Raw genomic sequence first — 25,519 nt, 5'->3', positions numbered from 1 at the left:
TAGGAAAAATCACTCATTCAGCGGACATGTCCGCCCTCGCCCAAACGGACACATTTGATTTATCTGCATGATTATTAATGCATTTTAAAATTGGCATAGGATGTGCAATCTCGACTGATATCAAGCTTATCGCTAATAGCTCAGCACTCAGTCGGTCGTCGAGTGTCGATAACAAGGAAGAAGAAAATGTCACTACGCCCTTTTATATTCACCCTCGGATTTGTCGCCCTCTTTACGGTTGGCGTGTCACTCACTGGCTGCATTATCAATGTGAACGCCGCTGGCATGCCGGATTTAGACCACCAACAACGTGAACTCAGCCTCGATGCCCAAGACCTACAGGCGCTCGTCGCCGAAACAGGTGCAGGCAGCCTTGAAATCATCGGTGTCGAAGGCCTGACCCAAATTAAGTTAGTCGCTGATATCTATAGCAATGACGATAGCAAAGTCATTCTCACCCTTGAGAAAAAGGCCAACAAAGCCCAGCTTAAGGCCGACTTTGAATCCCATAGCAGCTTTAGCACTTACTCACCCTATATCGACCTTAAGTTACAAGTGCCCGCCGGATTAGCGCTGGACATAGACGATGGTTCGGGTGCGATTTTGATCAACAAGATGACTGCGGATATTAAGGTCAAGGATGGCTCAGGCGAACTGGCTATCCATGGCGGCAATAATGTCAGCATCGACGATGGTTCTGGCGCGATTGAAGTCAGTCAAGTCAACGGCAACCTAGCGATTGTCGATGGCTCTGGTGGCATCCAAGTCAATGATATTAAAGGCAGCATCACCATCGATGATGGCTCTGGTGAAATCAACGTCGCCAATGTGCAAAACACAGTCACCATCAACGATGGCTCAGGCGATATCAATGTGGTGAACACTAAGGGCTTAACCATTCTCTCGGCAGGTTCAGGGGATGTGAGCTTCGATAAAATCGATGGCCCCGTCAGTAAACACTAAGCCGTTAGACCAATAGCGTTACCGCTCAACCTACTTCCCGGCGTAGAGACTGATGTTGCAGTACCCAACCAAATGTCAGTCTTCTACCCACCCTTTTTGCGTTATCGTTCCATGGACATTCTTATGCACTTTATGCCACTAACCCCTTGTAGTGGCATCTTTTTTTGCGTCGGAGACTTTCTCAGGCTTGTATTCAAGCGAGTCTTTGGTAAAGAACAAAGCTTAACGACTTGATTGATTTGATTATGAAAGTTAATAGTTCTGCAATTAAGCCCTGCCATTTCAGTGACTCGCCGTAAATATATCCCTATAGGCTCGACGGCGGCATCCATGCCGCCAACGGTCACTTCCATGACAGTGCTTAATTCCGCGAGCTAAATCGTATTATGTTAGCCTTAAACAGCGCATAAGTGTGACGTGAAAATCGAGCGAACAATCTCAGCAGGTATATATCTTTAAGGGGATACATCTGTGCCCTTTTTACTTTTTATACACCGCCAAATATTTGGCCATAAAACATCTTTATAAGGATTTACTAATGCTAAAATTGCATTGTTAAATCTAAACTCCGGATAACTGTTTCCAGATTTTCTGGTAATCATCACCTGACATTGCTGCACCATCAGGACAAAGTCTCGACCAATCATCAGAGCTCAACATTCGTACATAACCATTGGCAGTAGATGGAGCTGAGACTGCATCTACATCTCCATACCGTTGTTTAAAATCTACACCTAAGTTTTCAGCAATACTGCGAGGAACTGAGTTCATCCGCATTAAAACGCCTTCCTCAGTTCGAACGCCATGATACAACATAGCCGGAAGATTATTCAAAGTTCTCAATTCAGCGTCCGTTAAACTATCGAAATCAATACCTGCGGTTGGCATTTTGCTTAATGCAGACAACCCCCACGCACCATTATTTGCAAGATCTCTGTATACAGCTTTACAGGCTTTAGAAAGACTATTTGTTAAGTTGTCCTCATTAAAAAACTGAGTAGCAATTTCTCTAAGGGATGCGCCGTCAACCCAAGCTTGAGTGATGTCTGCCAACCGTTTATGACCGATACCGTCACCACCAATATCAGTTAAACTCTTTTGAAGCTGTGGAACTCGCATCATTATACCCATCAAGTCTGGCAGAGCAGAGCGACCGCCTTCATTCCCAAACAAACTATTAGGATGCCAATCTTCGGTCGTTAGTTTATTTTCAAGATTATTGAGTTCTAGCAACGCAGTACGAACACCTTCTGGAGAGAACCCTGTAGAGTCAGCCAAAGCCGCATTCTCAGGATATTCCGCAATTTGTCTAACATAGCCCCAAGTAGCTTCAAGCAATGCATCCGCTTGCTGTTGGGAATGCACATCTGATTTTGCTCGCAACGAGCTAAAACCATAAGTATTTCTCAATAGTTGCTCAGCTTCTGCGATTACCTCGTCAAGGTTTCGTTTCTCATTCCATAGATGTGCAATATAACTACGGAAGTCTGCCCACTGCTCTTGGTGGATAACTGTTGAAAGCTCATGTAGCTCCCCCACTGATTCCATCTCATCAAGCATACTTACTAAACGAGAAAGAAGATCACCAGTAGCATTACTAACAAACTGCCTGATTTCATTAGGGTTAGATCCCGCAGCTATTCCAACTACACCGACACTGTCGTGACCAATACGCCCTGCTCGTCCAGCTAAATTCCAGAACTCCCGTGGAGACATTTGAATCCCGTAAGGATATTTAGGAGTGGCAAGAAAAACTGACGACACAGGGAAATTCAAGCCCTGTGCAATAGTTGTCGTAGCGCACATAACCTTGATATGACCTTCCTCGGTAAGCCATTCAATCAAAGCTAGAGCTTCCACTGGCAAACCCGCATGATGAACAGCAACCCCTTTCCCCAGCATTCCTATAAGCTCAAAATCAGGACTAATTTCTGTACTTAAGAAGCGCTGTACTAGAGCAATTTCTTCTGGAATTCTATCAAACGGTTCCAACTCCTCGGCAATTAACCTAGCCACACTCCATGCTGATGGAATATTTTGTGCTACAGCAATACTAGTTCCACGTTTAGAAAACACTTTAGCCATAGCACCAGCTAGGTTGTTTATACCAACTTTACTCTTACTCAATGACTTAATCGGTCGAATACCATCAACATCATGCTTACCACGTAGATGGAGAGTTCGTTGAGAAGTCATTAACGTTTCGAACGTTAGTTTCCAATCGCCCCGCTTTCCACTCTCAGATTCTTCTGCATCGAACAGGCCAATAATTCTTTCATTTGGTTGCCAAGCAGACGTACTAAGACTAATGCTTTTACCTCTACCTGAACCTAGCCACTGGGCCAACTCACTTGCATTCGGAACAAAGGGCATCAATAACAAGAAGTTTGCTCTTGAGGCTTCCTGCTTAATAGTTGCTAAAAGCAACTCGATACGCAGGCCTCGTTCTTTATCTTCTATATTGTGTGCTTCATCCATCACTAGTAATACAAGTGGACGTTGGACCTTCTTGTTACGCATAACCAGCTGTAACTTCTCAGGCGTTGCAACTAATACTTGAAATGCTTCTTCTTCACTTAAAAGCGCACCTTCAAATGCATCAACTTCAATCGCACCAGTAAGCTGCTCTACCTTTATGCCCAAAGGACCAAAGTCAGAGCGTAATCTTCTCGTAATCTGTGATACCAAAGCTCTAGTAGGTGCAACGTACGCAATCCAACCACCGTCATCAGCAAACTGATTTAATGCTTGCAGCATTCTGAATTGCGCTAATTGTGTTTTTCCTCCAGATGTAGGCATATCAATTACAACCGCTCTACTTGCTGGATCAAGTAAGTTCTGCTCTTGCAAAGCAGCTCTTTGGGGAGGTAATAACTCAAACATGCTTTTATGACGAGTAATATGATCTACAAATCTCGTTACTCTAGAGTTCACACTGTGAGCTACCCACCAAATCGATCCTGCAGCCATTTTGTGGCTAGATACATGCAACCAGCGCAGCAACATCTCCAACTTAGTATCGCTAGATAGTTGGGCTGCTTTTGTAGCTGCTTCGAAATGTTGATCGAGTTCAGCCTCAATAGCTAGTGGCTCACCTTGAAGCATATAAGTAGCAAGTCGTTCTGTAGCCTTGGCCCAATGGTATAAAGAAACTAAGCGAATAGCTTCACTTTGTCTGGCTGAGCCTTGAGAAGAGTCTAAGAAAGCTCTCTCATGGCGGGCCTGATCATTGCGAAGCCCTACTATGATTTCTGAAATTTGGTCTAAATCATCCCAAGAGCGCTTTCTAAGCAAGCGAATCCAGGCGTCAAATAAACGATAAACTACTCGCTTACTCCAAGTTGCATCCGCTACAGATGGGATCTGAACGTTTTGCTCATTCTCTTCAAACCAGCGCCTTAAATCTGTCCAACGATCCCCTGCATACGCCAAGCCGGAAAGATGAAGGACATGAAATATACGTTGATCTGTATCTTCCGGAATAGGAAGTACTCGCATTAAACCAAATGCTTTATTTGCACCAGCGATTGCAGTATTTTTGGTGCTTTGATCTAACGATGAAGGACTAAGTAAAGCAGAAAGCCCTTCAATAGCAGCAAGTTCATAAGCAGATGCAACGTCCTCAATAGAATCATAATCAATTTCTATCGATTCACCTGTAAACAAGTTTCCCAATGCGCTATTTACCAAACTATCTTTAGCTGTTTCAAAAGCTGCATTACGAACTTCTGTATTGATAGATTGTACTGCCCAATGGTTATCTACTAATTGCAACTGCTCAAATGATAAGGTCATACATTCTCCCCATCGTTTATTGCAGATTGGGCTAGTGCAGGTAGATTCGATATACCTCCAACAGGAATGTGTAAAGCGTGCAACTCTATGTTTGTTGCTGCGGGACAATTCGCAGCAAGAGCATTTACTTTCCCACGAATGTCAGTCTCTTGAGGTGCTGTATCACGGATAAGTACGCCATATACAGCTATGTCTGTACCATTTGACTGCAAATAACGTTTAACCGCACTTTGATACTTGAATTGCCAAGGTTTACCAATGGAATGCCTTCCAAGATATTTTACCAAGTCTGCCTTGATCCTTTTGTCATCACGTAAACCAAACAATTGATGTCCTAGACTAGTCATTACACTTGGTGGGGAACTGGCAGAATAGGATGTCTTAACTTCTCCAAAACTAAAACGATACGGCAATTCTTGATCATCAAGCAGTTGAAGTCCTGTTAAGTCACACCCAGCAGGACTTGCATTCGAATTTTTTAGATCCCTAGATGTAGGCCAAGGATATTCACACCCACCACGCTCTGAGACAAAAGCCTCAGCTATTGCTTCACCTACCAGCCAATCCTCAATCTCATTGGTTTCAGCAAGTACGTTAGACAATTCTGCATGCTCAAAATCTGTAGTAATAAGACCAGCCAATAAACCATGAAGCTCTTCTTGACCTGTTGTATCTTGCAAAATAGCTTTCACTGGACCAGATAGTATCAGGTCCAGTTGCTGAGCTGTGTAGGAAATTCCATAAGCGACAACAGGAGGTACACTGACATCATATTCTAGAGTATAAGCAAGCATAACCATCACTCAATTTCCTGCTTATAAAAATCAAATAAAATCATTTTATTCAAAGCCCTAGCCTTAAGTTATAATAATTGATGTCAGAAACAAAACCATTCAATTCAACGGCGTCTTACCCTACCTTGCTGATCCAACAACGCATTTCTCATAAATTCTAGTTACAGATTCTACGGAATTAATAACACAAACCCAAGTTTAAAAATCCAACCCATGTAGTTTATCTAGACACCCATTGTTAAATTTTGTGCCGAAACTACAGAGTTGGGGCATGTGCAGGCTAACAGAATACTCAGTGGTTAATGGAATTAAGCACCGACATGGAAGTGACCGTTGGCGGCATGGATGCCGCCGTCGAGCCCTCAGGGATGAGTTCATGGCGTGTCACTGGAATGACTGTGCTTAATCATTTTAAGGTGTTAACTTATTTCAGGACGAGACAGCACTATGCTCAAAAGCAGATTCAATCAACGCCAACTTTTGATTGCGGCTTAACTTCTTAACCGCGATTTCACGCCTTAGGGCATCACTGCGGGTGCCGACTTGTTCTTGATACATTAGGGTTAATGGCCCTTTGCCACGCAGGTACTTTGCTGCCTTGGGGCTGCTTGATTGATGCTCATTAAAGCGGCGTGCGACATCTGTGGTGATGCCAGTGTATAAGTGGCCATTGGCGCAGCGGATAAGGTACAGATACCACTTCGAGACTTGTTCTATCTCTGATGTTGCGCCTTGCTCCGAAGTCAAAACTTGCTCAGCTCCTAGCGCTTCTGGCCTGCTCGAAAGCTGAGTTTGGTTAACAGCTGGCGCTTGGCTAGCCCCTTTTGGGGGCTAGCCGAGGGAGTTGAATTAGCGGCTTCAATCACTAAATCGGTCACCCGTTGGCGCCTACTTAGTCATGCCGAGCAGGCTTAAGAAGAAGGCATATTCCTGCGCTGTGTCTTGATACTGACGGTAACGGCCACTCTTGCCACCGTGACCAGCATCCATATTGACGTCGAATAACAACACCTTATCGTCCAGTTTGTACCATTTATTTTGCACTTCACGCAGTTTTGCTACCCATTTTGCAGGCTCGAAATACTGCACCTGTGAATCATGCAAACCTGTGGTGACCAACAGGTGTGGGTACTCGTGGTCGGCAACATTGTCGTAGGGCGAATAGCTAAGCATATAGTCGAAATAGGTCTTCTCGTTTGGATTACCCCATTCATCGTACTCGTTGGTGGTGAGCGGAATCGACTCATCGAGCATGGTCGTAACCACATCCACAAAGGGCACGTGTGCTGCAATGGCAAAGTACTTTTCAGGCGCCATATTGGCAATCGCGCCCATTAACAGCCCACCAGCACTGCCGCCCGAGGCCACCACTTTATTTTTATGGCCATAACCTTGCTCGGTTAAGGCGGTGGTGACATCGATAAAGTCATTAAAGGTATTCTTTTTATTCAGCAACTTACCCGCATCGTACCAAGGGCGGCCGAGCATTTCGCTGCCGCGCACATGGGCGATGGCATATACAAAGCCGCGGTCGAGCAGACTGATAACCGACGACGAAAAATCAGGCTCTACAGTGTAACCATATGAACCATAACCATATTGATACAGTGGATTGGTGCCGTCTTTCTTGAACTTATCCTTGCGATACACCAAGGACACTGGCACCTTAGCGCCATCGCGGGCGGTGACAAATAAACGTTCGGCGCGGTACTGGCTGGCATCGAAGCCGCCGAGCACTTGCTCCTGCTTAAGCAGATCGCGTCTATCGGGATTGCTTAAGTGGTACTCATAAATCGCCTCTGGCGTAGTCAGACTCGAGTAGAAAATCCGTAACTTGTCGCTATCTTGCTGAGCATTAACATCTAAACCGAGCACATAGGCGGGCTCATCGAAACTAAGCTCAAAGGGCTTTTGACCATTGAATGGCATCACTTTAATACGCGTTAGGCCATTTTCACGAGTTTGAATCACCAAATAATCCTTCAGCACCAGCTCGTCTTCGATGCGCGCATTAGGATTATGGGCAACCACTTCCTGCCATTTAGACTTATCGGCGGCATCCTTAATCGCCACTTTCATCAAACGGAAGTTGGTTGCCTGCCAGTTAGTCAGAATGTAATAGCTGTCGCCCAGCTTAGATACGCTGTATTCATGGCCTTCTTCCCGCGCCAGCACAGGTTTGAACAGGCTTAGGGGATCGTTAGCATCCAGCACTGACACTTCGCTGGTTGTGGTGCTCTCGTGGAACAGCACAATTTGCGACTCGTCTAAACTCTTGCCGAGGGAGATGTAGTAAGCATCATCTTGCTCCTCATACACCAACACATCGCTCGATTGTGGCGTGCCGAGTTCATGGCGATATACGCGGTAACCCAGCAGGGTTTGCAGATCCTTGGCGATATAAAACACATGGCGATTGTCATTGCCCCAAACGATGCGTCCCTCTGTGTTTTCAAGCACATCGGTGATCATGGCGCCGGACTCAATATCTTTAAAGTAGATGTTATACACGCGGCGGCTTAAGACATCCTCACCGAAGGCCAACATGGTTTCATCCGGGCTGACGCTGACGCCACCTAAACCATAAAACTCATGGCCCTTAGCGCGCTCATTCACGTCCAGCATCATTTGCTCAACCCCGTCACTGCCTTTGCGGGCGATCAGCGGATATTCGCCGCCCTCTTGGTAGCGGCGGTAATAGCTGTGCTGGTGCCATTGGTAAGGCACGCTCGACTCGTCGGCCACTAAGCGCCCAGTCAGTTCGTTAAACAGCCCGTCCTGCAATGACTTAAGCGGCTTAAAGTAGGCTTGGGTGTAACGGTTTTCGGCATTCAGATGCGCCAATACCTTAGGATCTTGGCGTTTATCGTCACGCATCCAGTAGTAATCGTCGGTGCGCGTGACCCCGTGCAAGGTCATCACATGGGGAATTTTTTCCGCAACGGGCGCAGAAACTTGCCCTTTTGGAGTGGAGCAACCGGGTAATAGCATAGCGAGACCTAAAGTAAGCAGCAGAGTGCGCATTTATACGTCCTTGTGACGTTCAAACACCATCGTGGGGCACGACGGCAAGCCAATAAGTTGTTGTGCCGGATATGATATACCCAAGCTAGCGCTTGTTGCGAGTTTCCTAAAGATGATGCTGGTTTAAGCTTGGCGGCCAGTTGTGCGCTTGCGCAAACATTGCCCAATTTATGGCGCGATTTTATTGCCATTCCAACTAAATAGGCGCAACATAACCGCGTTTTTAGGCTAAGGCCTAACAACAATTCTCAGGGCGGGGTGAAACTCCCCACCGGCGGTAAATAGTGTCGTGAGCCGTTTTCACTCCCACTAAAGCCCGCGAGCGCCCGAATGCAATTTCGGGGTCAGCAGATCTGGTGACTTAGCTTGTCTCGTTTTGGTTAACGCCTATCGAGCGCTACTATTCCAGAGCCGACGGTAATGGACTGTTTGCCATCATAGCAACGGTACTGAGTCCGGATGGAAGAGAATGTAAGACAACATTAGGATGCAGGCGCTTCGTTTCAGCCAATGAGCGAAAGCCATCGCCATCTGAATGTTAGCCTCATATTTTGCAATTAGCCGACGTAAGCCATTGAGCTTAAACGGGTCTATTGCTACAGCTCAATCCCCATTGGGGTAAAGGCTGTATTTCTGCACGCCCTGATTCTGGAAATTCCCATGTCGTATTTTTGAAGGATATTAACCATGAATCAGTCTTTACTTGCTCCTTTTGGTACTGCTATCGAACGCGTTGAAGCGGGTCTTGAAGCCCTGCGCCAAGGCCAAGGTGTATTGGTCGTTGATGACGAAGATAGAGAAAACGAAGGCGACTTAATTTTTGCCGCCGAGTCACTGACCAATGCGCAAATGGCCATGCTGATCCGCGAATGCAGCGGTATCGTGTGTTTGTGTTTACCGGATGAAAAGGTTAAAGCCCTTGAGCTGCCACCTATGGTCGAAAACAACTCGAGCCAATATGGCACCGCGTTTACCGTGAGTATCGAAGCCAAAGTGGGTGTTACCACTGGCGTTTCGGCCGCGGACCGCGTCACCACTATTAAAGCCGCTATCGCCGACAATGCTAAGCCGAGTGATTTAGCTCGCCCAGGCCATGTGTACCCACTGCGCGCCCAACCCGGCGGCGTATTAACTCGCCGTGGCCATACCGAAGGCACTATCGATTTAATGCAACTGGCCGGACTCAAACCTGCGGGCGTGTTATGTGAAGTCACCAATCCCGATGGCACTATGGCGCGTCTGCCAGAAATTATCGCCTTTGGTGCAGCGCACAATATGCCAGTGCTGACGATTGAAGATATCGTCGTTTACCGTAAGTCGTTATTAGCCAACGTTGGCTAATTAACCCCACAAGCGGAATTCGATTTAAAGGACGTCGGCCCTGCCCACGTCCTTTTTTATTTGCCGATTATCCTTGGCACAAAATCTTAGCTTTTGTATCAAATCCCATCGGATATCACAGACAGGCAATTTATTTGTTTGCTAGGTGAGTAAATACACTAATAAAAATAGTATGTTAGTTATATATAATAAATAACTGAATTTCGTGAGCTAGATTAGATATCCATAAACTAGGGGTCGCGACCCTCTTGCTTCTATGTTAAATATCCACACCCAGTGTCTGGTTTTTTTTCGCTTTCAACATATCAAGGTTATGCCTTGATTTTTTATGTCTCCAACCAGGCAAAAGTAGGAGTAAGTTTACATGCCATCCACGCTACAGCATCTCAGCCTGAAGCAGAAGTTGATTCTGTTTTCACTGCTACCTTTGCTGATGATGAGTATTTTTGTGTTGTCGCGGATGTATGTGCTAGTGAAGGAATATCGCTCCGCCAATCAGAATCATCTGGCAATCCAAGCGACCGCCCAAACCACCGAACTACTCTATCAACTGCATAACGAATATGGCCTCAGCGCCCAGCTTTCAGCCCCCGCACTCCCCCAAGAAGAAACTCGCCTCCTACAGCAGCAACAGGTTACGTCGAACGCCTTAGACACCCTGCTCAACGGCTCAGCCTTAAGCAACTTGATGTCCGCATTGGGTCGCAATCAACTCGCCGCCGTGCAGTTGCAGGAGCAACTCAATACCCTGACACTGCTGAGCCATAAGCTGGCATCGGGTCGCCAAGAGGCTTTAGACCAACATCCCAAGGCATTTATCGATTTATATAATCAGTTCAACGCTGAATTGGTCAAACTTATCCAGCAATTACAGCTACAAACCAGCAATATCAGCCAATCTAGGGCCTACACGGATTTGCTCAATATACTCATGGTGCAACAACTGGCGGTAAAAGAGCGCGATGCAATTAATCGGATGTTACAGTCGCAGACGCTGAGCATTAACGACTACCGCGCGATCAGCACCATAATGTACGAATATGGCCAAGCAGTTGAACACGCTAGCAATGCCTCGATTTCCGACCGCCAATCCTTAATCCGCAAGGTACAAACCTCCCCCGAAAACCTGCGTATCCTCAAGATAAGCCAACGCATCGAACAGCAAATCCGTGTCAGTACCTTAGTGCAAAATATCAATGCCCATTTAGGCTACGGTGGCTTGATTGACAGTTTTCAAGACTATTTGATTAAGGGAAACAGTGCCGCGCTGGAACGATTTACTAAGGCACTATCGATTATTCAGCTGAATCTCGATGAGTTAAATCATGAGATCCGCAATATTCCTGAGCTTAAGCCTGCGGTAAAAACCATCGAGGACAGCATAGATCAATACCAATTCTGCATGACCCAGTTGCAGCAGTTGAAGCATCAACAGCTATCACTCGAAGAAATCAGCGCCCTTATCCAAGTGGATGACCAAGATCTAAGTGCCGCCATCAATAAATTGCTTATGCCGCCACATCCCGTCAGCAGCAAGCACTGGTGGTCACTCACCAGCGATAGGATCAATAAGTTGCACGCCATCAGTGATGAAATCACCGAAAAAATGGCGCATCAGAGTGAGGTTGAGCAGACTAAATCGCTCAGTTTACTCGGGTTATATCTATTCTCCGCGATTTTTACCGCGGCAATTACCCTCTGGCTCGGCCGCAAAATCATTCGCAGCTTTATGGTCAAAATCACTAAGATTGCCAATGATATGCAGCAAATGGCCGCCGATCCGCTGCTCAATATCAATATCGATGCTTCTGGCACCGACGAGCTGGCTCGCATGGCACAAGCCATGAATCGGATGATCAGCGAGCGCCAAAAGGCCAACCACGCCCTAAGCCGCGCTGCCGCCGTATTTAACTATTCCGCCGAAGGCATTATGGTCACGGATGCCGATAACCATATCGAGTTGATTAACCCAGCCTTTAGCCAGATCACCGGCTATAGCCTCGAAGAGGTGAAGGGCCGCAGCCCCTCGATTCTAAGCTCGAATCGCCACCCGCATCATTACTACACCGCCATGTGGGAAGCACTGTATAAAGAGGGTAAATGGGAAGGCGAGATCTGGAATAAACGTAAAGATGGCCAAGTGTATCCCGAGTACCTCGCCATTACTGTGGTGCGTAATGAACAAAGCGAAATAATCCAACATATTGGTTTATTTATGGATATCAGTAAGCGCAAACAATACGAGCAAGACCTCTGGTATCAGGCAAACTTCGACACCTTAACAGGGCTACCCAACCGTAAGCTGTTTAACGAGCGCCTGCAGCATGAAATCCAACTCGCCCAACACGACTCCCGTAAGCTGGCGATTCTGCTGATCGACTTAGACCAATTTAAATATATCAATGATGTACAAGGCCATGCGACGGGCGATCTCTTGTTGCAAGACGTGGCTAAGCGGCTGGAAAATATTGCCGGTAAGAACGACTTTGTCGCCCGCATCGGTGGCGACGAATTTGTGCTTATCCTCCCCCGCGTCACCAATGAGTTCGCGATTGAACATATGGCGAGCCGGATCATTGAAACCTTAGCCGCGCCCTTTAACTTAAATGAGCGGGAAATCCAGATCTCGGCCAGCTTCGGCATCGGCGTCTACCCCGAGGACGGGCTCGATGTGAGTTCGCTGACCCGCAATACCGAGATGGCCATGTATCAGGCCAAAGATGCTGGGCGGAATAACTTTAAGTACTTTACCTCGGGCATGAACCAAGCCATGTTTGCCCGCATGGAGCTGGAACAACGGCTGCGCCGCGCCGTGGCACAGGATGAATTTACCCTCTTTTATCAACCGATTGTCGATATGAAGACGGGACAAATCTGCAGCGTTGAGGCGCTGATCCGCTGGCAAGATCCCGACTTAGGGCTGATCCCGCCAGACCAATTTATCGCTATCGCCGAAGAGACAGGGCTTATCGAACCTATGGGCGAATGGGTGCTCAACCAAGCCATGCACGATTTAAGACAATGGCAGCATATGGGGCTCAACCTGAATGTCGCCATCAATGTCTCCAGCCGTCAGTGCATTAATACCCGTGGTATCGGCTTCGACCAAGTGTTACAGGAATGCTTTAACCGTCACCATATCAATCCTAGAAACGTGCATATCGAGATCACCGAGAGCATGCTGATGGGTGATGCCAGCCACTGCTTAAGCACCCTCGAATCCATCCGCCACTTAGGCTCGCAGATTTATATCGATGACTTTGGCACTGGCTATTCATCCTTGAGTTATTTGAAGAAATTCCCGATTTCGGTGATCAAGATTGACCGCAGCTTTGTCGAGCACGCCCTCGAAAACTGCTCTAACGCTAATCTGGTCAAGGCCATTGTGATGATGGGGCAAAGTCTTGAGATGGAACTTGTCGCCGAAGGAATCGAAACCGAGGCCCAATGGAAGTTTTTGCGTGACTTAGGATGCCACTATGCACAAGGCTATTTACTCTCGAAACCGCTGCCATTCGATGAGATTACCCCATTACTCGGCCAGACCTTGCCGAAAATGTTGCACTTAGAGCAGCGAGAGAAATGCGTAAACAGTTGATATAAAGGCTCATTAAGCTGAATGATCGCCAATAAAAAAGCAGCCTAGGCTGCTTTTTTATCATCACAATGGCGCTTAGGCCTGCGGCTGGCTTTGGGGGTTCATAATGCTCTCACCGCCCTTTGATGCCAACTTAGCTAAATCTTTATCGATAAAGAACAGTGCTTTACCATCTTCGCCCACTAAACGGATCTTATCGACAATCGACTTAAACAGCTTTTCTTCTTCGTGCTGCTCGGCCACATACCATTGCAGGAAATTGAAGGTCGAATAATCTTGGTTTGAAAAGGCAGCATGAGCCAAGGCATTGATCTTACTAGTGATCAGTTGCTCGTGTTCATAGGTCAGCTCGAATAACGCCAGCAGCGAATCAAACTGCGACTGCGGCGCTTCAATTGCACCCAGTAGCGGTAAGCCGCCGGTTTCGCTCACATAAGTGAACAAACGACGCATGTGGCCCATCTCTTCATCCGCATGTTCGCGCATAAATTTTGCTGCGCCTTCAAAGCCTTGATCTTCACACCATGCACTCATTTGCAGGTATAAATTAGAGGAGAAGAACTCCATATTAATTTGTTCATTCAACTTTTCGATCATGGTTGCAGACAGCATAGTTAATCCTCTTGGGCATTCGAACTGAAATCTTGGCACACATTGTCATGAAGGGCGTCACCAAAAGCAACAAAATTTACCTTTGTTTATTGAGCTAAGTTAATGATTAGTTGATAAAAATGATTTTCATTTGTTCATCGACTCGCGTTTAGCGCCGCCTGAGCTGTAGTGCAAAATCACAGAGTAGAAGGATTCACCTTAGGCAACACTTAAGGGGGAAACTGTCTGACAAATCACATAAACTCCTATGCAGATCATAGCCAAGCAAGCACAGCGTGGCATAATAGCCCCCATATTTGCCCAATCTTTTGCCCATAAGGAAGACCCGATGTCCGTGAAAGCCGATCCTTGTTCGCAACCTAGCTTAATGCATCCAGATCAAGCCATTCCCCTTCTGCTTGAGCAGGTTAGCCCAGTGTCAGACACAGAAGTCGTTACTCTTCCCCACGCGCTTGGCCGCGTTTTAGCGGAGGATTTGGCCTCTTGTATCGATTTACCGCCCTTCGATAACTCTTCGATGGACGGCTACGCCTTTCGCTTTGCCGATTTAGCGACTGACACCAATCAAACCACGCTGACACTGATTGGCAGTTCCTTCGCGGGCCATGGTTTTGAAGGTGAAATCACCCCTCACTCCTGCGTGCGCATTATGACGGGCGCGCCGGTGCCCGCGGGTTATGACACAGTGCAAATGCAGGAAGAGACCCAAGCACAGGGCAACCAAATCCAAATCAATCACCCTAAGGCTAAGGGCGCCAATGTTCGCTGCCGTGGTGAAGAATTGCTACAAGGCACCAAAGTGCTGAAAGCGGGCATCGAAATTAAAGCCGCAGAACTTGGAGTACTCGCCACCATTGGCGTGAGTCAAGTGCGGGTATACCGCCAACTCAAGGTGGCGTTTTTCTCCACAGGCGATGAACTACGCCCTGTCGGTAGTGACTTAGCGCCGGGACAAATTTACGATTCGAACCGTTATTCCATCCAAGGTTTACTCAGCCGCGCCAATGTGGAATGGCTGGATTTAGGCGTGATAGCCGATGACCCAGAGGCGATTCGTCACGCATTCCGCCATGCCGCAAGCCAAGCGGATATGGTGCTAACCTCGGGCGGCGTCTCGGTCGGTGAAGCTGACTTCACCAAACAAATACTTGATGAAGAAGGCAAAATTACCTTCTGGAAACTCGCTATTAAACCGGGTAAACCCTTCGCCATGGGACGCATAGGCAAGGCGGTATTCTGCGGTTTACCGGGCAATCCTGTGTCTTCCATGGTGACCTTCTACAAGTTGGTGTGGCCTATTCTGAATAAGATGCAGGGCTTAACCCCGAAAGCGCCACTGATGCTATCCGCCACACTGACAACCCCAGTGCGTAAACAGCCCGGCCGCGTCGAGTATCAGCGCGGCATTTTATCCCGCAATGCACAGGGCGAATTGGAAGTGGCCATCACGGGCAGCCAAGGTTCGGGCATGTTGACCTCTATGAGTCTGGCGAATTGTTTCGTGCTGCTGGAGCAATTCCAAGGTGACACGGCTGTGGGCACGCAAGTGACGGTTGAACCTTTTAATTCAGTGCTCTGCTAAGGTGCGCCTCGATGAATGAACAACTAGAGATCCTCAGCGACGGCGAACTCACCCGCTACAGTCGCCAAATCTCAATCAAAGCGATGGATATCGATGGCCAAGAGCGCTTAAAACTCGCCAAAGTCTTGATGATTGGCGCCGGCGGTTTAGGCTGCGCGGCGGGGCAATATCTAACCGTTGCAGGCATTGGCGAGCTAACTTTAGTGGATTTCGATACGGTCGAACTCTCTAACCTACAGCGCCAAGTGCTGCACCAGGATGCGACTATCGGCCAACCTAAGGTCGAGTCGGCCAAGCAGAGCCTTAATCGGCTCAATCCTCACGTTAAAATCAATACCATCAATGCGGTATTGGATGACCATGAGATCGACGCCTTAGTCGCCAGCCACAGTATCGTGGTCGATTGCACCGATAATGTCAGTGTGCGTGAGCAGTTAAATCAGAGCTGTTTTAAGCACAAGATCCCGCTGGTCTCGGCCGCTGCGATTCGTATGGAAGGCATGGTTACCGTCTTCGACTATCAAGCACAAACACCTTGTTATCATTGCTTTAGTTCACTCTTTGGCGAGCAACAACTCAGCTGTGTCGAGTCGGGCATTCTCGCCCCCGTAGTGGGCATGGTCGGCTGCTTACAGGCCGTCGAAGCCATTAAAGTTATTGCGGGAATGGGCAAAACACTCGCAGGACGAATATTGATGATCGATGCCATGACCATGGAATTTCGCGAAATGAAACTCCCTAAACAACCCCACTGCATGATTTGTGGTGAGTAACAGAGTAACCTTCACCACTTAGCACGCTTTCTACAATTAAGGATATAAAAATCAATGGATTCTGAAAACAGCGTATTCGACCGCCGCATTACCGATGACACTCTCATTGGCGCGGGTCTTTATAATTTAGTGATTGGCTTAACCCTGCTCTGGGGTTTCGCCGTGAACTATATGATGGTCAGCCATATCGACCCCGAAGCGATTGCCAGCGTTAACCCGTGGATTTTCTTTATCGGTTATTTCGCCTCCTGTTTCTTTGGGATTTACTTATTTCAAAGTTCGAGCAATCCCCTCGTCAGCTTTATCGGCTACAACTTTGTGGTCGTGCCCTTCGGTTTGATCATTAATATGGTCGTCAGCCAGTACGACCCCGAGCTGGTGACCGAAGCGATTCGGATAACGGGCCTAGTGACTATCGCCATGATGTGTTTGGGGACGCTGTTTCCGGCCTTCTTCCAAAAAATTGCAGGGGTGCTGACTATGGCACTCTTGCTGGTGATAGTAGTTGAACTGGTTGAAATATTTATCTTTAAAACCCACCACGGCATTTTGGATTGGATAGTTGTGCTCATTTTCTGCGGCTATATTGGCTACGACTGGGGACGCGCGAATCAGATCCCTAAAACCATCGATAATGCCGTCGACAGCGCCGCCGCGTTATACATGGATATCATCAACCTATTTCTGCGTATCCTGCGGATTTTAGGACGTAAATAAGTCACTCAACGACAAGGAAAACAGCATGAAGTTAACATCACCACTGTTAATCGGCCTGATTATGTGCGGCAGCTTAGCCGGCTGCGGCGACAAAACTGAGCCAGCAACCCAAGCGCCCGCCGAAGTAAAAACTGAAGCTAAAGCAGCGACTAAAGTGAAAATCGCCAATCCAGCCGCCGAATATTGCGTCTCACTGGGCGGCACCTCGGAAATCCAAAAGACTGCTGAAGGTGAACAGGGTGTCTGTACTTTGCCAAGCGGTGAAAAAATTGATGAGTGGGCGCTATTTCGCCGTGACCATCCACAGGAAAAAGCCCAGTAATTGAGGCTGACTAAAAACACAGGCGCACTCGGCGCCTGTTGTTTTATATCTCGCTAACTATCTGATTTCGCCACTGCAAACGTTTAGCCTGCGAATGGAAACTCCATGCGAGCACCCGAGTGACCTTATTGCCCTGCTGCATCTCAATGGTTTTAACGGTATCGACACCCAACTTTTCCAAAGCCTGATAACAGGGCTTTAGATTCTCCTGCTTCGACACTAAGCTGGTAAACCACAAACACTGCTCGGCAAATACTTGGCTCTCGCAGATCATAGTGGCTAAAAATTGCTTTTCTCCCCCTTGGCACCATAACTCCGCCGCCTGACCACCAAAGTTTAAGGTCGCGCTGGTCGCTTTCGGCTGCTCACCCCGATTAAGTTGCAGATTACGCACCTTACGCAGCGAGCCTTCACTCGCTTCTTTTAACGAGCCATGAAAGGGAGGATTGCACAGGGTTAGCTCGAAGCGATCAGAAGCTTGAATAATCCCCTTAAAGACCGCCTTGTCATCCTGCTGCCGCCTTAAGGATAAGTGCCCCTGCAAACTCGGGTTATTGTCGATAATCCGCTGCACATTGGTAAGCGACTGAGGATTAATATCCGAGGCGACAAACTGCCAATCATACACTTGATGACCTAGGATGGCATAAACGCCATTCGCCCCAGTGCCTATATCTAAGGCACGGATAGCCGCAGCGCGCTTAACTTTGCCGCCCTCAAATAACAGATCGGCCAAGTAATGCAGATAGTCGACCCGCCCTGGAATTGGCGGGCACAACGCGCCCTTGGGAATATCCCAAAATGCCAACCCATAATGATGTTGCAAGAGAGCCGCATTCAGAGTTTTTACCGCTAAGGGGTCGGCAAAATCGATAGACAAGTCGCCATAGGGCGTGGGCCGAACAAAGACTTTTAGCTTGGGATAACTCGCCATTAGGGCCGGAAAGTCATAACCATTAATGTGCAAATTACGCGGATGTAAGCGCTTCTTCTCGCCATGCTTTACTTTGGGCTTGCTGGCCGTTTTCGGATTGGCAATTTTGGGCTTGGCTACCGATTTGGGCGTGCTTGGCTTACCCCGTTTACCTGCGGATGACGTCGCTGGTTTTGCGGCAGTTTTAATGGCGGGTTTAGGCATAATGACTTATCAACAAGGGCGGGCTAATCCAAGGATCAGCCCTCAAACATATTGGCGGAATTAATCGTAAAGATAGGAGGTAAACAGTAGGTTGACCACTAAGGGTTTACCCACCTCTTTGGTCAGCAGATTATTCACCATATCGAAGCACTCACGGCGGATTTCTTCACGGCCAGTGAGGGACTTAATCTTTTCTTCGGCCTGATTACCCAGCACTTCGATAATCGCGGCGCGCAGCAGCGGATCGTGGCGCTCGACGATGACGAGATCATCGGGATTTTTTACCATCAGCTCGACACTGATCTTCACAAACCCCAGTTTTTTGCGGTTTGAAATATAGTTAGTCACGATTTCGGGTTCGAAACCGTAGTAAGCGTAATCCCCTGCGGGAGTCGCTTCTTTCTCGTCGGCCGCATATGCACTCAATACAACACTGAATAAGATCAGGCAGGCTGATAATAATTTTTTCATCGCGGTTTACAGCTCCCTAAAAACAATAATGGTCAATGGAAGAAACTTCCCAATCTATCTGGTAGACTGCCGACGTTTGCTTATATTGTAACGAGTATTTAATGAATGTGACCAGCTTAAGCTTCCCCTATGGCGAATCTATTCAATGGTTTTGTGCCGATAACGCCAAAAATCTTCCCTCTTCTCCCCTTAAAGAATGGTTGCTGGCACCGGGAAGCCTGACACAAAAGCTCAAGGGCTGTTGTGATAAGTTCGAAGTCAAAATCCTCGGTGAAGGCCAATGTGCCCCGCTCGAAGGCGAATATCCCAAGCAAAATGCCGTTTGGGTGCGAGAAGTCTTACTCTGCCTCGATTCTGTGCCTTGGGTATTTGCTAGAACCTTGATCCCGCAATCTTTATTATCGACCCGCCAAGCCGATTTTTTAGGCCTAGGTACACGTCCTCTGGGCGAATTATTGTTTAGCCAAGACAGTTTTGTGCCCGGTCGCATCGAAATAGCCCGCTTTACCACCGACAGTCGCCTCGCCCAACTCGCTCAGAGTTTAGCGCAAAACGTCGAACACGAGCTCTGGGGACGCCGCCGATATTTCCACCATGACGAGGAGGAAATGTTTGTCAGCGAAATGTTCCTCCCGGCCGCGGTGCAAGCGATGGCTAGGCTATAGTCCTAACCTCTACGCTAAAACAAAAATGCCTCTATATCAGAGGCATTTTTCGTAAACATATCCGCTTATTTGTGCTGACGGCGCCACGCAAAGCAACCGAGCAGCATCAGACTCAGCCAACCTAGACTGCCACCACCGCCGCCACTCGATGTTTCAGCAGGCGTGGTTGGTGCTGTCACGGTAACGCTTGAACTGCTGCTTGCGGTAGCGTTTTGAGTATCTTTCACCGTCAGCGTGACAGTGTAAGTGCCCGCGCGAGTGTAAGCGTGGGTTGGCGATGCCGAAGTGCTTGAGGTGCCATCGCCAAAGTTCCATGTATAACTTAGGCTACCAACGCCACCTGCAGAGGTGTTGCTAAAGTTCGCCGTGAGCTGGTTGGCTCTGGCACTAAAACCAGCAGTTAAGGGCAAGCTCACCACAAGTGTTTTCGTCACCGTAACGCTCGCGCCTTTGGCATCGGTTACCGTTAAGGTCAGCGTATAGGTTCCTGCATTCGCGTAGGTATAAGTTGCCGACGCTGAAGTGCTGGTCGCTCCCGCAACGCCAAAATCCCAAGCATAAGTATAAGCGCCTTCACCACCATCAACCACAGCAGCCACAGTGGCGGTTAAGCCACTTTGGCTCAGATTGATTGCCGCCGTTAAGGGAGTTAACGCTGGATCGGCATTCGCATTGGCTAAACGGATCACCGCAGTGCTGTTATCACTGGCTTGAGAGACCACTTGCATCGTCAAACCCAGTTTTTGCAACACCATACCCGCTTGAGGTTGCAGCGGTGCACTGTAATCTAAACTATCGTCAAACAGACTCACAGGGCTAAGATTGGTGTCGCCCTTGTAAGCCGTTTGTCTTACTGTGCTAAAGGCTGCATCACGGATTTGCACATCAGTAGAACCAGCGCTAATCCTATTCTGATCCGCATCAATTACCCCAATCAAACTATGGCCAGGATGATCAGACACATTGTTATCCTGGTAACTAAAATCCTCTAACCACAGGAGTACTCCGGGATCAAAACCTTCGTCCTTCAATCCGGCATCGACACCATTATGACTGCGTAACTGGATAAGATAACGGGATGCAGGACCTGGACGAGTGTCGGTAATACGATTGTAACCTGCCAGAGTGGCTTTACCCGCAACCTCGGCATTATCGGCATATAGCTCAGTTGCACCTTGCTTAATGCTGATGTTGTCGATAGTGATACCGGACTCGATAGCGGCTTCATCGGTCACATAGGTAAATTCAATCGTCACAGCTTTACCAGCGTAGGCTGATAAATCATATTCCAATCCTACCCAAGCATCACTGCCTACTGCGGTCGAAATACTCGATGATTTACCCGTAATAATATGTCGAGCACTGTTAATCGCATTGACGGACTTAGTGTAATTGCCCGCCATCGCCACGCCGTTCACTTTGACCTGCATATAGTCGTAGTCGGCTTCAATTTCCCAACTCGCCTGCATCGCAAGCGTGAGTTTTTCACTCGTCGCCGGTAAATTTGCCGTAAAGCTCATGCTATTGCTCAGCATATCGCCTTGGCCAGAGTAATACTGATAACTCCCTTGATAGGGTGCTTTAAAGGCAATCGGAGCTGCAGGGAGAGGAATCGACACCTGATTCACTAGGTCTTGATTTGACGCTTGGTTCAGTGTCACCTCCATGCCAGATTTAGGAATGCTGTCTAAGCTGATTTCACGCTCATTCAGCCATTTACCTTTATATTTTGTCTGCAAATAGGAGCGTGCATAGGGGCTAAAACCGCTAGGCTTAGTTCCCGCAAGAGCGCCGGTCCAGCTACCACCCGACATTAAAGACCAAAAACCGACAGGGGAACCATCTTTGTTGGTGTTATCCGTAGTGTCATATTCATCGGGTAAACCCAGATCATGGCCAAACTCATGGGTACATACCCCGGTTGCCGCATCGATTGGTTGTATGGTGTAACCAAAGAGTTTTTTGGACGACCCAGGTAGGCTATAACCTTGCGTGCTTTGGTCAACGTAGTAACGGTGCGACCAAATCGCGCTATCCCCTAATTTGCCGCCCCCTGTCTCTTCCCCAATACTCGAGTGGAAAATCATCACATGGTCAATTATGCCATCGGGCTCATTTAGATTGCCGTTATCATTAAAATCGTATGGATCTTCAATATCATAGGTTGCGAGCTCCGCCGCAGACATATTGGCTACCGCTTGGCTCACCGCCTCTTTAACCAGCTCAGTCACATTAGCATCGCTACCTGTATCGGCATCATTCGCGCCATAGTAATCGGCATTTTGGCTCGCGGTGTACCAACCTTTCACATCTCCCGTGAAGAAGAAAGTCTTGCCCGAAACAGCTTGGTAATATTGATAGGCCGAGTCTAAGGTTTGCCCTTGAGGACCATTAAAACCTGTGGTGGAGAAGAGTAAATTTTTATAGTGGGACGCAGGGTAACTGGAGTAATACATGTCGGTATCACTCGCCGTTAAACCATTGTTGTTATACTTTAAATCAGGAAAATCAATTAGAACGGTTAATACCTTCACCGTTTTGGTCACGTCGGCATCCGCTAACACCCGCTGTGCAGGCGCGCGCATCATCGCCGTCGACTTGGCTTTTTGCAGCCTGTCATGCTCGGCCTCTACCACCATTCTCGGCTCTTTGGGCTGGGCTAGGCTGGCACGGGCAATATAGGCTTCAACGGCCGCTTGCTTAACGCTGTCGCTGGCATCCGCGGAGACTTCACCCCGCTTGATCAACCAATAAAGGATCCTTTCTTTATTGATGACCCCTGCATCCGCTGGCGTATGATTGGGCGCCGCAATACTAGCGCCACACACCAAGGCCAACATCAATCCTAACGCTGTGATACTTTTTGAACTTCGCATTACTCTTCCTTCCGTCACAATGTGCGCTGTAGCCAAGCTATTTTCTAAGGCTAGTGCCTATTTGCTCTATGGCAAGTTTGTTTTTAGCGGCTCGCTATCTTGAATACCTTCCCCACTTTCGAGGGATGTAAAACCATATCAGGACTACTTTTGCGTAACAACTTGATACATTCAGAGATGGGGTTCTTTTTATGTTTTGTCAGCCGTTATTCAGCAAACAGGCCTCATCGCCCCTTAGGCATAAAAAAACCGCATTAACGGGCGTCAATGCGGTTCTTGCAAAACAGAGCTGGGTTTAGCTGGCGGTTTTCATATAGTTTGAAACCCCATCGAGGAACATTTGCACTGATATCATCACCAGTACCATCCCCATCAAGCGCTCAACTGCCGTTAAGCCTTTTTCACCCAGCATACGGGTAAAGAGCTTATAGAACATAAGGATAACCGCACTCGCTCCCCACGCAGACACTAGCGCTATCGTCCAGTCACCCATGCGAGTGCTGTCGGTGTGCGCGAGTAAAATAAGCGCAGCCAGAATCGATGGCCCCGCCATCAAAGGAATGGCCATAGGGACGATAAAGGGTTCCTCTCCCGCCGCAAGACCCACCACGCCGCCCGGCTGAGGGAAAATCATTCGAATGGCGATCAGGAATAGAATAATCCCGCCAGCAATACTGACTGACTCGGAACGCAGATTTAAGAAACTGAGGATGGCTTCGCCGGCATACAGGAAGGCCAACATGATCAATAATGCGAAAATCAGCTCACGGATCAAAACCCTACGGCGCTTTTTCGGGTCGATATGCCTTAAAATCGACGCAAAAATCGGTAAATTACCGAGGGGATCCATGATCAAAAACAACATTACCGCAGCAGAAAATATATCCATTTAACGTTATCAACACCCAAGCCAACATGAGCCGATATTGTATAACTTTTTCGCGTTACAGATGTGAAAAATTATCTATAAAATTCCTAATGATGGCCCTAAGCCAGCATGCCATTGTCAATTTCCCTCCGACAAATACCAAGCGCACTGAGTTTACGCCCTCGAGCGTTAAAGGGATTTCTGCGCCTGCAATGATAAGTAAATGTCACTTTAGTAAATTGCCAGTAAGTCGCTGCTCATTTTGATTACAACTGGTATACTATGGCGTTTTTTCAGCAAAATTCGTGGAATCCATGCTCTATCTTCTCGCTAGCTGTATCGCACTATTAATCGGACCACTGTTTTATCGCTACTTTTCATCGGGCAGCGGCTTACAGAAGGGACTCGATGGCTTTATCTTCGTCTCTTTAGGCGGGCTAGTGCTGATCCATATTTTGCCTGAATTGCTCGAGCATGGCGGCCTATTGGCCATCGTCTTTGTCGTCCTCGGCCTCTGGGGACCGACCGCCAGCGAACGCTTATTCCATCGCTACTCGGAGATCACCCATAATCTCACCCTATCACTCGGGATTGGCGGTCTTTTACTGCATACCATCACAGATGGCGGCGCTATGGTGCTGGCGCAGCAAGATGGCAATTCCAGCCTATTAGCGCTCGGGGTGATATTGCATCGCCTGCCCGTAGGTCTCGCCATTTGGTGGTTACTCAAACCTCAAGTCGGCACCCGTTGGGCGAGTTTAGTATTAGTCGCCATGATGCTGCTCACAGGCGTGGGTTATTTCGCGGGCGAACAATTATTATCCCAACTCAGTTTAGATAATACCGTTTATTTACAAGCCTTTGTGACAGGTTCAATCCTGCACGTCGTGCTGCATCAACCCCATGGTCAACACGACACTGATAAGCAAGGCCAGTATGAATATCAGGCCGGTATCGGCAGTTTACTGGGGATTGGATTGTTGATGGTGCTGTTACTGATGGATTCTGGCGGCCATGAACATGCCCACCACGATCACAGCACTGAACAGCTAACCACTTGGTTAATGACCATAGCGCCGGTACTTTTACTCAGCTATGCCGCGGCCGCGCTGCGATTCCAACTAGGGTTAACTCCGCAGGATAACAGCCTCGCTCGCCGTTGGTTCCAACGCTTAGCGGGCCCAGAGGCGCTTGTGCTCACCGCGCTACTGCTTGGCCCTTGGCTGACGCTATTCCAACTACTCGTGGCGTTTATTATGAGTGCTTATCTGGCTCATGCTCGGGTCGAGATAACCGATCCCCACAGTAAGTTGCCCAACAATGCGCTGCGCTTCGGCTTTGCCCATCTGGTTGATCGCAGTGCCCCTTGGGTGCTCCTCAACCTAGTGCTAGTCAATCTGATCGGCCATCCTTCGGTACCGTTAAGCAATCCTATGTTGCAGATTGCCGTACTCTTGTTGGTCTTTTTACCTATGCGCTTTTGTAATTTAGGTGCAGCAGTACTGTCGATTGCCCTCGCCTACAGCGGCTGGAGCCCTATTGCCATCATACTGCCTCTGATTGCAGCGCCCGTACTGAATATCGCCCAACTTAAACTCATGAGCTGGCCACAGCGCGGTGTTTTACTGGCGATAATTGCCGTCGCACTCGTTGCCGCTATCAGGTTACCTATGTGGTTCTCTTTAATCACCTTGCCCGAGGCGATTAACTTGGCCGCCTTGCTGGTTCTATCAGGCTTATTTGCCGCGAGCTTACTACGCCTAGGGCCACGCAAGTTCTTACGCCGCTTGATGATGTTAAAACCGGCTAGCCATGGTCATAAGCACGGCCATGATCATGCACACGCGCATGCCTCGGCAGCAGAAACCGCCCATAGTCACGGCCATACACACTCTCATTCACATCAGAGTGGCGGCCACAGCCATAGCGATGCAAATAAGCACCATCACTAGCACTGTTCATTTGATCACAGACAGGCTA

General features: G+C 48.1%; 17 protein-coding genes, 1 pseudogene and 1 riboswitch. Of the genes and pseudogenes, 9 read left to right on the top strand and 9 right to left on the bottom strand.

The window, feature by feature from the left end; translation table 11 throughout:
* The first annotated feature begins 186 nt into the window (after positions 1–186).
* Complete coding sequence (locus CF168_RS00740; protein ID WP_089066666.1) at positions 187–963, top strand: hypothetical protein; 777 nt, start codon at positions 187–189, stop codon at positions 961–963.
* 561 nt (positions 964–1,524) lie between these two features.
* Here CF168_RS00740 and CF168_RS00730 read toward each other — a convergent pair.
* The 4 genes and pseudogenes from CF168_RS00730 to CF168_RS00710 form a co-directional block, all read right to left on the bottom strand.
* Positions 1,525–4,758, bottom strand: a complete 3,234-nt coding sequence (locus tag CF168_RS00730; RefSeq protein WP_089066664.1) for a DEAD/DEAH box helicase — start codon at positions 4,756–4,758, stop codon at positions 1,525–1,527.
* Positions 4,755–5,558 carry a hypothetical protein gene (locus CF168_RS00725; RefSeq protein ID WP_089066663.1) on the bottom strand — a complete coding sequence of 268 codons (804 nt, stop codon included), beginning with the start codon at positions 5,556–5,558 and terminating at the stop codon, positions 4,755–4,757. The genes CF168_RS00730 and CF168_RS00725 overlap by 4 nt, the downstream gene beginning before the upstream one ends.
* A 423-nt stretch (positions 5,559–5,981) precedes the next feature.
* Positions 5,982–6,418 (bottom strand): annotated as a pseudogene (locus CF168_RS00715) (GIY-YIG nuclease family protein).
* A gap of 22 nt (positions 6,419–6,440) precedes the next feature.
* Positions 6,441–8,576, bottom strand: a complete 2,136-nt coding sequence (locus CF168_RS00710; RefSeq protein ID WP_089066661.1) for a S9 family peptidase — start codon at positions 8,574–8,576, stop codon at positions 6,441–6,443.
* Between the two features lie 240 nt (positions 8,577–8,816).
* Positions 8,817–9,051, top strand: a riboswitch (FMN riboswitch).
* Between the two features lie 212 nt (positions 9,052–9,263).
* Here CF168_RS00710 and ribB point away from each other — a divergent pair.
* On the top strand, positions 9,264–9,917 hold the full coding sequence (gene ribB / locus CF168_RS00705; RefSeq protein ID WP_011620968.1) for a 3,4-dihydroxy-2-butanone-4-phosphate synthase: 654 nt from the start codon (positions 9,264–9,266) through the stop codon (positions 9,915–9,917).
* Between the two features lie 364 nt (positions 9,918–10,281).
* Positions 10,282–13,515 (top strand): EAL domain-containing protein, encoded by a 3,234-nt coding sequence (locus CF168_RS00700; RefSeq protein ID WP_089066660.1) that lies wholly within the window; start codon positions 10,282–10,284, stop codon positions 13,513–13,515.
* 75 nt (positions 13,516–13,590) lie between these two features.
* Here CF168_RS00700 and ftnA read toward each other — a convergent pair whose 3' ends face one another.
* On the bottom strand, positions 13,591–14,127 hold the full coding sequence (ftnA, locus tag CF168_RS00695; RefSeq protein ID WP_011620966.1) for a non-heme ferritin: 537 nt from the start codon (positions 14,125–14,127) through the stop codon (positions 13,591–13,593).
* 328 nt (positions 14,128–14,455) lie between these two features.
* Between ftnA and moeA the strand changes: the two genes are divergently transcribed.
* Genes moeA through CF168_RS00675 form a run of 4 tightly spaced genes read left to right on the top strand, consistent with a single transcriptional unit; the run spans position 14,456 to position 17,521 of the window.
* Positions 14,456–15,709 (top strand): molybdopterin molybdotransferase MoeA, encoded by a 1,254-nt coding sequence (moeA, locus tag CF168_RS00690; RefSeq protein ID WP_089066659.1) that lies wholly within the window; start codon positions 14,456–14,458, stop codon positions 15,707–15,709.
* Between the two features lie 11 nt (positions 15,710–15,720).
* Positions 15,721–16,482 (top strand): molybdopterin-synthase adenylyltransferase MoeB, encoded by a 762-nt coding sequence (moeB, locus tag CF168_RS00685; protein WP_089066658.1) that lies wholly within the window; start codon positions 15,721–15,723, stop codon positions 16,480–16,482.
* Positions 16,483–16,536: 54 nt separating this feature from the next.
* Entirely contained in the window at positions 16,537–17,199 is a 663-nt protein-coding gene (locus CF168_RS00680) for a Bax inhibitor-1 family protein (RefSeq protein ID WP_089066657.1), read from the top strand.
* A gap of 25 nt (positions 17,200–17,224) precedes the next feature.
* Complete coding sequence (locus CF168_RS00675) at positions 17,225–17,521, top strand: putative hemolysin (protein ID WP_089066656.1); 297 nt, start codon at positions 17,225–17,227, stop codon at positions 17,519–17,521.
* Between the two features lie 43 nt (positions 17,522–17,564).
* On the opposite strand, the gene rlmF is transcribed toward CF168_RS00675, so the two are convergent.
* Positions 17,565–18,659 (bottom strand): 23S rRNA (adenine(1618)-N(6))-methyltransferase RlmF, encoded by a 1,095-nt coding sequence (gene rlmF / locus CF168_RS00670; RefSeq protein WP_089066655.1) that lies wholly within the window; start codon positions 18,657–18,659, stop codon positions 17,565–17,567.
* A gap of 60 nt (positions 18,660–18,719) precedes the next feature.
* The gene (locus CF168_RS00665; protein WP_089066654.1) at positions 18,720–19,130 is read right to left on the bottom strand and encodes a flagellar basal body-associated protein FliL; all 411 of its coding nucleotides are present in this window, start codon (positions 19,128–19,130) and stop codon (positions 18,720–18,722) included.
* 101 nt (positions 19,131–19,231) lie between these two features.
* Between CF168_RS00665 and CF168_RS00660 the strand changes: the two genes are divergently transcribed.
* On the top strand, positions 19,232–19,795 hold the full coding sequence (locus tag CF168_RS00660) for a chorismate--pyruvate lyase family protein (protein ID WP_011715398.1): 564 nt from the start codon (positions 19,232–19,234) through the stop codon (positions 19,793–19,795).
* 65 nt (positions 19,796–19,860) lie between these two features.
* Here CF168_RS00660 and CF168_RS00655 read toward each other — a convergent pair whose 3' ends face one another.
* Both CF168_RS00655 and CF168_RS00650 read right to left on the bottom strand, forming a co-directional pair.
* Positions 19,861–22,671 carry an immune inhibitor A domain-containing protein gene (locus tag CF168_RS00655; protein WP_089066653.1) on the bottom strand — a complete coding sequence of 937 codons (2,811 nt, stop codon included), beginning with the start codon at positions 22,669–22,671 and terminating at the stop codon, positions 19,861–19,863.
* Positions 22,672–22,966: 295 nt separating this feature from the next.
* Positions 22,967–23,560, bottom strand: a complete 594-nt coding sequence (locus CF168_RS00650; RefSeq protein WP_089066652.1) for a YhgN family NAAT transporter — start codon at positions 23,558–23,560, stop codon at positions 22,967–22,969.
* A 293-nt stretch (positions 23,561–23,853) separates the two neighbouring features.
* On the opposite strand from CF168_RS00650, the gene CF168_RS00645 reads away from it, so the two are divergent.
* On the top strand, positions 23,854–25,491 hold the full coding sequence (locus tag CF168_RS00645) for a metal transporter (RefSeq protein ID WP_089066651.1): 1,638 nt from the start codon (positions 23,854–23,856) through the stop codon (positions 25,489–25,491).
* Positions 25,492–25,519: the final 28 nt, after the last annotated feature.

Source organism: Shewanella bicestrii (assembly GCF_002216875.1).
In the GTDB taxonomy this organism is placed as follows: Bacteria; Pseudomonadota; Gammaproteobacteria; order Enterobacterales; family Shewanellaceae; genus Shewanella; species Shewanella seohaensis.
This window is presented reverse-complemented; position numbering and strand designations above follow the sequence as displayed.

Coding starts and splice junctions, on each gene's coding strand:
- CF168_RS00740 (WP_089066666.1), top strand. CDS start 187: ATGTCACTACGCCCTTTTATATTCACCCTCGGATTTGTCGCCCTCTTT.
- CF168_RS00730 (WP_089066664.1), bottom strand. CDS start 4,758: ATGACCTTATCATTTGAGCAGTTGCAATTAGTAGATAACCATTGGGCA.
- CF168_RS00725 (WP_089066663.1), bottom strand. CDS start 5,558: ATGGTTATGCTTGCTTATACTCTAGAATATGATGTCAGTGTACCTCCT.
- CF168_RS00710 (WP_089066661.1), bottom strand. CDS start 8,576: ATGCGCACTCTGCTGCTTACTTTAGGTCTCGCTATGCTATTACCCGGT.
- ribB (WP_011620968.1), top strand. CDS start 9,264: ATGAATCAGTCTTTACTTGCTCCTTTTGGTACTGCTATCGAACGCGTT.
- CF168_RS00700 (WP_089066660.1), top strand. CDS start 10,282: ATGCCATCCACGCTACAGCATCTCAGCCTGAAGCAGAAGTTGATTCTG.
- ftnA (WP_011620966.1), bottom strand. CDS start 14,127: ATGCTGTCTGCAACCATGATCGAAAAGTTGAATGAACAAATTAATATG.
- moeA (WP_089066659.1), top strand. CDS start 14,456: ATGTCCGTGAAAGCCGATCCTTGTTCGCAACCTAGCTTAATGCATCCA.
- moeB (WP_089066658.1), top strand. CDS start 15,721: ATGAATGAACAACTAGAGATCCTCAGCGACGGCGAACTCACCCGCTAC.
- CF168_RS00680 (WP_089066657.1), top strand. CDS start 16,537: ATGGATTCTGAAAACAGCGTATTCGACCGCCGCATTACCGATGACACT.
- CF168_RS00675 (WP_089066656.1), top strand. CDS start 17,225: ATGAAGTTAACATCACCACTGTTAATCGGCCTGATTATGTGCGGCAGC.
- rlmF (WP_089066655.1), bottom strand. CDS start 18,659: ATGCCTAAACCCGCCATTAAAACTGCCGCAAAACCAGCGACGTCATCC.
- CF168_RS00665 (WP_089066654.1), bottom strand. CDS start 19,130: ATGAAAAAATTATTATCAGCCTGCCTGATCTTATTCAGTGTTGTATTG.
- CF168_RS00660 (WP_011715398.1), top strand. CDS start 19,232: ATGAATGTGACCAGCTTAAGCTTCCCCTATGGCGAATCTATTCAATGG.
- CF168_RS00655 (WP_089066653.1), bottom strand. CDS start 22,671: ATGCGAAGTTCAAAAAGTATCACAGCGTTAGGATTGATGTTGGCCTTG.
- CF168_RS00650 (WP_089066652.1), bottom strand. CDS start 23,560: ATGGATATATTTTCTGCTGCGGTAATGTTGTTTTTGATCATGGATCCC.
- CF168_RS00645 (WP_089066651.1), top strand. CDS start 23,854: ATGCTCTATCTTCTCGCTAGCTGTATCGCACTATTAATCGGACCACTG.